General features: G+C 65.6%; 7 protein-coding genes. 2 read left to right on the top strand and 5 right to left on the bottom strand.

All coding sequences use genetic code 11. The annotated features are described in order from the left end of the window. The coding region (locus tag BMX16_RS18110; RefSeq protein WP_245731733.1) for a transposase at positions 1-276 on the bottom strand (276 nt) is incomplete at its 3' end. A 74-nt stretch (positions 277-350) separates the two neighbouring features. Here BMX16_RS18110 and BMX16_RS16780 point away from each other — a divergent pair. After that, positions 351-995: an SOS response-associated peptidase gene (locus BMX16_RS16780; protein WP_089905890.1), complete on the top strand. Its 645-nt coding sequence runs from the start codon at positions 351-353 to the stop codon at positions 993-995. Positions 996-1305: 310 nt separating this feature from the next. Here the strand turns inward: BMX16_RS16780 and ligD are convergent, their stop codons facing one another. The 3 genes from ligD to BMX16_RS16765 all read right to left on the bottom strand — a co-directional run bounded on the left by ligD (position 1306) and on the right by BMX16_RS16765 (position 5347). Then, on the bottom strand, positions 1306-3726 hold the full coding sequence (ligD, locus tag BMX16_RS16775; protein ID WP_245731731.1) for a DNA ligase D: 2421 nt from the start codon (positions 3724-3726) through the stop codon (positions 1306-1308). 1 nt (position 3727) lies between these two features. Beyond that, positions 3728-4585 (bottom strand): non-homologous end joining protein Ku, encoded by an 858-nt coding sequence (gene ku, locus BMX16_RS16770; protein WP_089905884.1) that lies wholly within the window; start codon positions 4583-4585, stop codon positions 3728-3730. 249 nt (positions 4586-4834) lie between these two features. Further along, the gene (locus BMX16_RS16765) at positions 4835-5347 is read right to left on the bottom strand and encodes a YciE/YciF ferroxidase family protein (RefSeq protein ID WP_089905881.1); all 513 of its coding nucleotides are present in this window, start codon (positions 5345-5347) and stop codon (positions 4835-4837) included. A gap of 279 nt (positions 5348-5626) precedes the next feature. Here BMX16_RS16765 and BMX16_RS16760 point away from each other — a divergent pair, with 279 nt between their 5' ends. After that, the gene (locus BMX16_RS16760) at positions 5627-7243 is read left to right on the top strand and encodes an FAD/NAD(P)-binding protein (protein ID WP_089905878.1); all 1617 of its coding nucleotides are present in this window, start codon (positions 5627-5629) and stop codon (positions 7241-7243) included. Between the two features lie 33 nt (positions 7244-7276). On the opposite strand, the gene BMX16_RS16755 is transcribed toward BMX16_RS16760, so the two are convergent. Beyond that, the coding region (locus BMX16_RS16755) for a nucleoside deaminase (protein ID WP_089905876.1) at positions 7277-7685 on the bottom strand (409 nt) is incomplete at its 5' end.

The raw sequence follows: 7685 nt of genomic DNA, 5'->3' as shown, positions 1-7685 counted from the left end.
CGTCCCCGCTGCGCGCGCACGGCGCCAATCGGTCAACGCGGAGGAATAAAGCCCCTCCCGCCGCAGAATGGCTGAAACCGTGCCTGTATCAGCAGCATGGTCCGTCTCATCCAGAATGCGTAGTTTGTATTTTGCAGTGAACGTGCGCCGCTTCGGGGTCGTCGTCAGCTCGGCCGTCGGGACACGCGGCGCAGCTACGACGCGAGCGGGTGGGATCGTAGGCGAAATCTCAGATCCGGTATCCTGTGGAGGCGGCATCTGTGAAGGCATTACCATGGGTTCGGTCTCCTTCGCCCTCAAGTCTAAACTTTAGCCAGTCAAATGTCTCACTCTTATTGGCACGGAGGGCGATGCGTCAGCTTTTCGCTGTCGACGCAGCCCAGGATGCCCTCGGCAACGCAGAGCCGCTGCCGGCGATCTTCCCCAAGGGCATGTCGCCGATCATAGGTCTCGCCGCGGACGGCAGCCGGTGGATGGCCCAAGCACATTGGGGCTTCGTGATGCCGCCGGTGTCGAAGAAGACGGGCAAGCCGATCCAGCCGAAGGCCGTGAACAACGCGCGAGACGACAAGCTGCGCACGTCAGGCTTCTGGCGCAAGAGCTTCGAGGAGCGGCGATGCCTGATCCCGGCCACAAGCTTCTGCGAGGCCAAGGGCCATAACCCGGCCACCTACGTGTGGTTCGGCGTCACGGCGCAGGGCGCACGCCCCCCCTTCGCCCTGGCAGGCGTCTGGCGTTCCTACAAAGGCAACTACGGCGGAGGCGAGCTGCGCGAGATGATCACGAGCTCCATGGTGACCTCGACGCCAAACGCCCTTGTGAAAGACACGCACCCGGACCGGATGCCGGTGATCCTTCACCCCGAGGACTACACGCAGTGGCTGACCGGCACACCGAACGAGGCGTTCGCGCTTCTGAGACCGTTCCCGGCGGACCGCATGGTGATCCACCAAAGCGGCGAGGGCCTGAAGTCAGATCATGGCGGGTTGACGTAAGCTGACATTCTCATAGGAAAAATGTCTGACTGTCCGCGATATCTCCCCGCAGCCATCATGCGGAAAATGCCAACGCGCAAGTTCGGGCTAACTCATGCAATCATGAACTCATCACTGGACTTACCGTTCTTCAGACCATGATCCAATCAGGCTACCCTGCAGAACATCATTGGCCCAAAGAATGCGCGCGTGACAGCGCCGCGCGATCCGTCAGACGAAATTGTGGCTCTGGGCCCGCAAGCTCCGGTTAACATCCGCCGTCTGATCGAGGACGACGAGTTGCGCAGTATAGGCGTCTTGAACTGCACGATCAGCCCGCCTGTCCCGACCAGCGGTCCAGACGCGTCACCACCGCCTGCCCCAGCGTGACGGCAGGGGTTGTGATCGCCGCCGTAGCGGCCCGTTCGCGGGCGGCATCGAGTGTGCAGAAATCGGCAGAGTGCAGGTTCGGCAACTCGTCCCAGGCCACCAGCACCGCGACGCGGGCGCCGGGGCGGGCCCTGACCGAGAATGGCGCGATGGCCGTCGCACCGCGTTCGTTGCGCAGCCAGTCGATGAAGATGCGGTTCGTGCGCCGCGCCTTGGCCATGGATGCAGTGAACCGGTTGGGCTGTCGGGCTGCCATCAGGGTGGCGAAGACCCGGGCGAATCCCTTGACCGTCTCCCAACTTGCGGTGCGGCGCAGGTTGACCACCACGTGGACCCCCTTGCCGCCGGTGACCACCGCATGGCTGACCAGCCCGAGGTCGGCCAGCCGGTCGCGGATATCGATGGCGGCGCTGCACACGGCGTTGAACCCGACCGCCGGATCGGGGTCCAGATCGAACACCATGCGGTCCGGCCGGTCGATCCGGTCGCGGTGCGCGCCCCACAGGTGGAACTCGATCGTGCCCATCTGGACGCAACCCACCAGCCCTGCGGCATCCCCGACCCAGAGGCCGGTATCGGTGCCGCCATCCGCCGTGGGGACCGGCATCCTGCGGACCGCGTCTGGAAAGCCATCGCCCGCGTGGCGCTGGAAGAAGCCGTCATCCGCTATCCCCGCCGGATAGCGCAGCAGCGACAGCGGCCGGTCGGCGGCGGTCGCCAGCATCGCAGGGGCCACGTCGTTGTAGTACCGCGCGAGACCCAGCTTGCTGACGCGGTCGTCCGGAAAGATCATGCGGCGAGGGTTGCTGATCCGCACCCCCGCCACGTCCTCTGACGGGCCGGTGGCACGGTCCAGCGTCACGGTCCGGGCCGGCTTGTCGTCGCGCAGACCCAGGAATGCGCCGTGACGGATGCGGCCCGCGTCCGTCAAACCCGCATGGCGCACCTCGGCCACGAGGGTGGGGGTCAGCCAGACGGTATTGCGTCCTTCGTCTCGCGGGAGGGTGGCAAAGGGGCAGCGGTCGCGCTGCAGCGGGGCCATCGCGCGGGCCAGACGGTCCATCGCGGCATCGTCGAACCCGGTGCCGACACGGCCGCGATAGGTCAGCTTGCCGTCGTCGCGGGTCGCCATCACCAGCGAGGCGAAGGGTCGGCCCGCCACGTCGGACGGCGCATAGCCCGCGACGATGAACTCGGCCAGCGTGCCGCATTTGACCTTAAGCCAGCCCGTCGTCCGCCGTCCGCGATAGGGGGCATCGCCGCGCTTCGCGACGATGCCTTCGCCGCCGACCGCACAGATCGCATCCAGCACTGTCTGGCCATCCGTCCGCAGGTAGGGCGAAAGGCGGACGGGCGCCATCGCGGGCTGGTCTGCCAGCAGCCTCTCCAACGCCGCGCGCCGGTCGTCGAAGGGGGCGGGGGTCAGATCCTTGCCGTCCAGATGCAGCAGGTCGAAGGCATAGAAGGCGAGGGGGCCGCCCTGCGACAGCGCGGTCTGCAACGCGCCGAAGCTTTCCAGCCCGAGGCCCGCCACGACCTCGCCGTCGATCAGGGCGCTCTTGCAGGGCAAGGCGGCCATGTAGGGCGTCAGCGCGGCAAAGCGGTCGGTCCAGTCGTGACCGTTGCGGGTCAGGATGCGCGGCCCGCCCTTGCCCAGGGCGACCATCGCGCGATAACCGTCGTGCTTTGGCTCGATCCGCCAGACGTCGCCCGTGGGGGGCGCGTCGCGCAGCGTCGCCAGTTGCGGTGCGTGGAACGCCGGGCGCCGCCCCGCCTGCCGTGCCACGGTGGTGGCACCCGCGGCGATGGCGTCCAGCGTGCGACCCGTGGCCACGCTGGTCAGCCCAGTGTCAGTCAGGTCGTCCGCCCCACCCACCGCGCTGTCGCGTTCCTTGATCAGCAACCAGTTCTGCCGACCCGCGTCGCCCTTGCGCCGACCCTTCATCCGCACCAGCGTCCATGCCCCGGACATGCGGTGCGACAGGATCCGCAGCTTCAGCGTGCCGGTGGCAAGGCCCGCCTCCATGTCGGTCAGCGGCATCCACCAGCCGATGTCCCACAGCATCACCGCACCCGCGCCGTAACCTTCGGGAATGACGCCTTCGAAGTCGAGGTAGTCGCGGGGGTGATCCTCTGTCCTGACCGCGAGCCGCTTTTGTCCGGGGTCGCGGCTGGGGCCGCGGGTGACAGCCCAGCTGAGCAGCACGCCGTCCCATTCCAGCCGCAGGTCCCAGTGCAGCCGGGTTGCCGCATGTTTCTGCACGGCAAACCGCAACCCGCCGGTTGGTGCGTCGCTGGACCCCTGAGGTTCTGGCGTGCGCCCGAAATCCCGCATCCGGCGGTATCGCGCCAGACGGTCCATGTCAGGCCTTCTTGCGGGCAGTGGTCTTGCGGGTGCTGGCCTTGGGTGCGGCGGGCTTGCGCGTGCCGGATGCCTTCACGCTGTCCTTCAGCGCCGCCATCAGGTCGACGACGTTGGTGCTGTCGGCGCTGCCGGCATCGTCGCCGTCGCCCTTGCTGCGCGGCGTCTTGCGGTTCTTGCGCTTGGCCTCAACGAGGCCGCGCAGCGCGATGTCGTAGTGATCCTTGAAGGACCCGGCGTCGAAGGGCGCGGTCTTGCGGTCGATCAGCTGCATGGCGACGGCCAGCAGGTCTTCGTCCACGGCCTCGTCCTCGATCCCGGCGAACAGCGGATCGGCGGACTTGATCTCGTCCGCGTAGAACAGCGTCTCCATCAGCAGACCGTCGCCGCAGGGGCGGATCGCGCAGAGGTATTCCTTGCCCCGCATCGTCAACTGCCCCAGCCCGACCCGGTCGGACGACCGCAAGGCATCGCGAACCACGCGGTAGGCGTCCTGCGCCAGCTCGTCGGTGGGCACAATGTAATAGGGCTTGTCGTAATACAGAGGCGAAATCTCGTTGCTCTGTACGAACTGCACCAGCTCGAAGGTCCTCTTCGTCTCCAACCGGATATCCTCGATCTCGTCCTTGTCGAGCAGCAGGTAGTCGCCGTTGTCGAGCTCGAACCCCTTCATGATGTCGTCGGTATCGATTTTGCCGATGCCGGTCACGGTCTTCTCGTAACGCACGGGTTTGCCGGACGGACCATGGATCTGGCGAAAACTTATGCGCGCCCCCGTGCGGGTCGCGGCGTGGATCTCGACCGCGATCGATACCAGCGACAACCGTAACTGACCTTTCCAGACGGGGCGTGATGCCATTTCCAAAGTCCCGAATGAGTGCGACGCGCGTCGCACGCCTGTGCGACAGTCCCGCGGGCGGCGTTCTGCCGGGCCACGGATGTCCACCTCACGAACGCGCGATGAGGATGGGTTGTTCCACCGGATCGATAGCGCATAGGGCACTGGCAGAGCGCGGACTGGCATCCTTGCCGTTGCGCGCGGTTCCCGAAACGACGAAGGGGCGGCACGATGCCGTGCCGCCCCTCATTTGTCACTTGCGAAGCCAAATCAGCCCTTGTCGGCCGACGATGCTTTTGCCGCGTCGTTGACCGACTTGTCCGCAAGTGCGGTCAGATCGGCGTCGGTCTTCCACTCTTGTTGGAGCGTTTCGTCCAGCAGCTTGGCGACATCCTTCATGCCGAGTTCTTTGGCCCAGCGGTGCAGCGTGCCGTAGCGCGTGATCTCATAATGCTCGACCGCTTGCGCGGAAGAAATCAGACCCGCATCCAGCGCGGGGCTGTCCTTGAACTCGTCCATGATGTCCTCGGCCTCCGTTAGGATGCCTTCGATCGCGTCGCAGGTCTTGCCCCGGGCCGGCTTCCCGAGGATCTCAAAGACTTTCTGCAGGCGTTCGATCTGCTCTTCCGTCTCGCCGTGATGCTTGTCGAAGGCAGCGGCCAGCGCCTCGTTCTGCGCGGCGCGCTTCATCTTGGGCAAAGCCTTCAGGACCTTGCGTTCGGCGTAATAGACATCCTTGAGCGTATCGAGGAACAGATCGTCCAGAGTCTTCATCTTGGCCATGTTGGTTATCCTTGTAGACCCGGCAGAACACAGCGTCCTGCACCTAGGGGTATACAGAATAACCCGCGCTTTAATCCCGCGTTCCGGAATGAACGGTTAAATCGGGTTTCGTTGCTATAGGTCGAGTTCCTCATAGCGTAGCGCGGAACAACATGTTCCATGGCGCCGTTCAATGATCACGCCATGCCGGCGCATGGTGGGGGAATATTGCATGTCGGATAATGAAGACGCGAACGATAGAAGCGTCGGGCGGTCACGACTGAGCATGCTAGTCCCCACATGGCGCTGAACATCGCCATCGTCGGTGGCGGGCCGACCGGCGTGTATGCACTGCACGCCCTGGTCGCCGCAGCGGAGCCCTGCTTCATCACCCTGTTCGAACGCAGCGGCATGGCGGGCGTCGGCATGCCCTATTCGCCGCAGTTCGCCACCATCAACATGCTGGCCAATATCGGCAGCATCGAGATTCCGCCCCTGACCGAAACCTATCAGGCCTGGCTGCAACGTCAGCCTGCCAGCTTCCTCGCCCCCTACGGCGTCGACGGCACGGCGATCAGCGACCGCGGGTTCTATCCGCGCATCCTGCTCGGCATGTTTTTCCGCGACCAGCTGGAGCTGCTGGTGATCCACGGGCGGCAGCACGGTCACCGGATCGCGATCCGCGAACAGCAGAACGTCGTCGATCTGGCGGCGGACGATCACGGCGTGCGCCTGACGATCGCGGGGCGAGAGGGTGAGACGCAGCTGTCCTTCGACCGCGCGATCATCGCCTCTGGCCACGACTGGGGCAGCGCGAACCTGCCAAACGGCGTCGTGCTGCCGAACCCCTGGACCGGGCTGATCGACGCGCCGCAGATCGGACCCCGGATCGCGATCCTCGGCACGTCGCTCAGCGGGATCGACGCGGTCGTGGCCGTGGCCGGGCGGATCGGCACGTTCGACCGAACGGCAGAGGGGCTGGTCTTCACCAGACACGACGCGGACGACCGCACCCATGTCACCATGGCGTCGCGCACCGGGCTGTTGCCCGAAACGGATTTCTACTGTCCGCTGCCCTACGAGGCGTGTGCCGTCTTCACCCCCGCCGCCGTCGCCGCCTGCGTGTCGCAGGGTCAGGACGGTCTGCTGGACCGCCTCTTCGCCCTCTTCATGGCCGAGATCGACGTGGCCGATCCGGCCTTTGCGGCGCATCTGCGGGAAGTCGATGCAAATGCCGACACCGTCTTTGGCGCCATGTTTGCGCGGCGTCAGGCCAGCGACCCCTTCGCCTGGGCGCGCGCGGACCTGGCCCAGTCGGTGGCCAATGCCAGCGCACGTCACACGATCCCCTGGCGCTACGCCGTCTTGCGGATGCACGAGGCCTTCTCGGACCACTACGCCGAGATGTCCCGCGACGACCGCCGTCGGTTCGATGGCAGCCTGCGCAAGGTCTTCGTCGACAACTACGCCGCCGTGCCGCCTCTTTCGATGGAGCGGCTGATCGCACTGGCCGACGCAGGCCTGCTGTCGATCGAGGCGTTGGGGGCGGACTATGCCATCGCGGCCCGCGCCGATGTGCCCGGTTTCACCATCGCCGTGGGGCAAGACACCCTGGCCTGCGACACGCTGATCGACGCGCGGGGCCAGCGCAGTCTGACGGTGGGGTCCCTGCCGTTCCCCACGCTGCGCGCGCAGATCGGAGAGGGCGAGAATGCGCTGGAGTCTGTCCTGACGGACTCCTTCGGTCTGGACCTGTCGCCGGGAGAGCCGCCGGCGATCTATCTGGCGGCGATCAGTTTCCTGATGGCGCAGCATCCCTTCATCCAGGGCCTGCCCGGCAGCCACGAGATCGCTGTTGCGGTCTGCGCCGATCTCTTGGGAAGCACGGTAGAGGAAGAAGCCCTGCGGACGGCGTGATCCGGACGACCTATGCGGCTGGCCGGCAAGCGTTCATTCGTCGCCCTTCGCATAGAGGTGGAGGACCTCGTCCTCGAGGACTCCACCGATATGTTCGAACGCCTCACCGGCCTGTTCGAAATCGGTGATGTGCAGTTTGGGGAACACGAAATACTTCTCGGCGACATTCTCTTGCTGCGCGCAGTAGATGACGCGCTTGATCCCTGCGAACCGCATGGCGGACAGGCACATCTCGCATGGCTGCAGGGACGATATCAGCGTGCAGCCCGACAGGTCCTTGCGGTCCAGCTTTTCGGTGACTGCGCCGATGACGACCATTTCGGCGTGCAGGGTGGGGTTGCCGTAGGTGTTCACCTCGTTCTCGGCGGTCTCGATGATGTGCCCACCGGACATGATCGCCGCGGCGATCCCGGTGCGGTCATCGTCGCGCGAGGCCCGCAAG

The organism is Loktanella fryxellensis (assembly GCF_900110065.1).
Classification (GTDB): Bacteria; Pseudomonadota; Alphaproteobacteria; order Rhodobacterales; family Rhodobacteraceae; genus Loktanella; species Loktanella fryxellensis.
This window is presented reverse-complemented; position numbering and strand designations above follow the sequence as displayed.

Coding starts and splice junctions, on each gene's coding strand:
- BMX16_RS16760 (WP_089905878.1), top strand. CDS start 5,627: ATGGCGCTGAACATCGCCATCGTCGGTGGCGGGCCGACCGGCGTGTAT.
- ku (WP_089905884.1), bottom strand. CDS start 4,585: ATGGCATCACGCCCCGTCTGGAAAGGTCAGTTACGGTTGTCGCTGGTA.
- BMX16_RS16780 (WP_089905890.1), top strand. CDS start 351: ATGCGTCAGCTTTTCGCTGTCGACGCAGCCCAGGATGCCCTCGGCAAC.
- BMX16_RS16765 (WP_089905881.1), bottom strand. CDS start 5,347: ATGGCCAAGATGAAGACTCTGGACGATCTGTTCCTCGATACGCTCAAG.
- ligD (WP_245731731.1), bottom strand. CDS start 3,726: ATGGACCGTCTGGCGCGATACCGCCGGATGCGGGATTTCGGGCGCACG.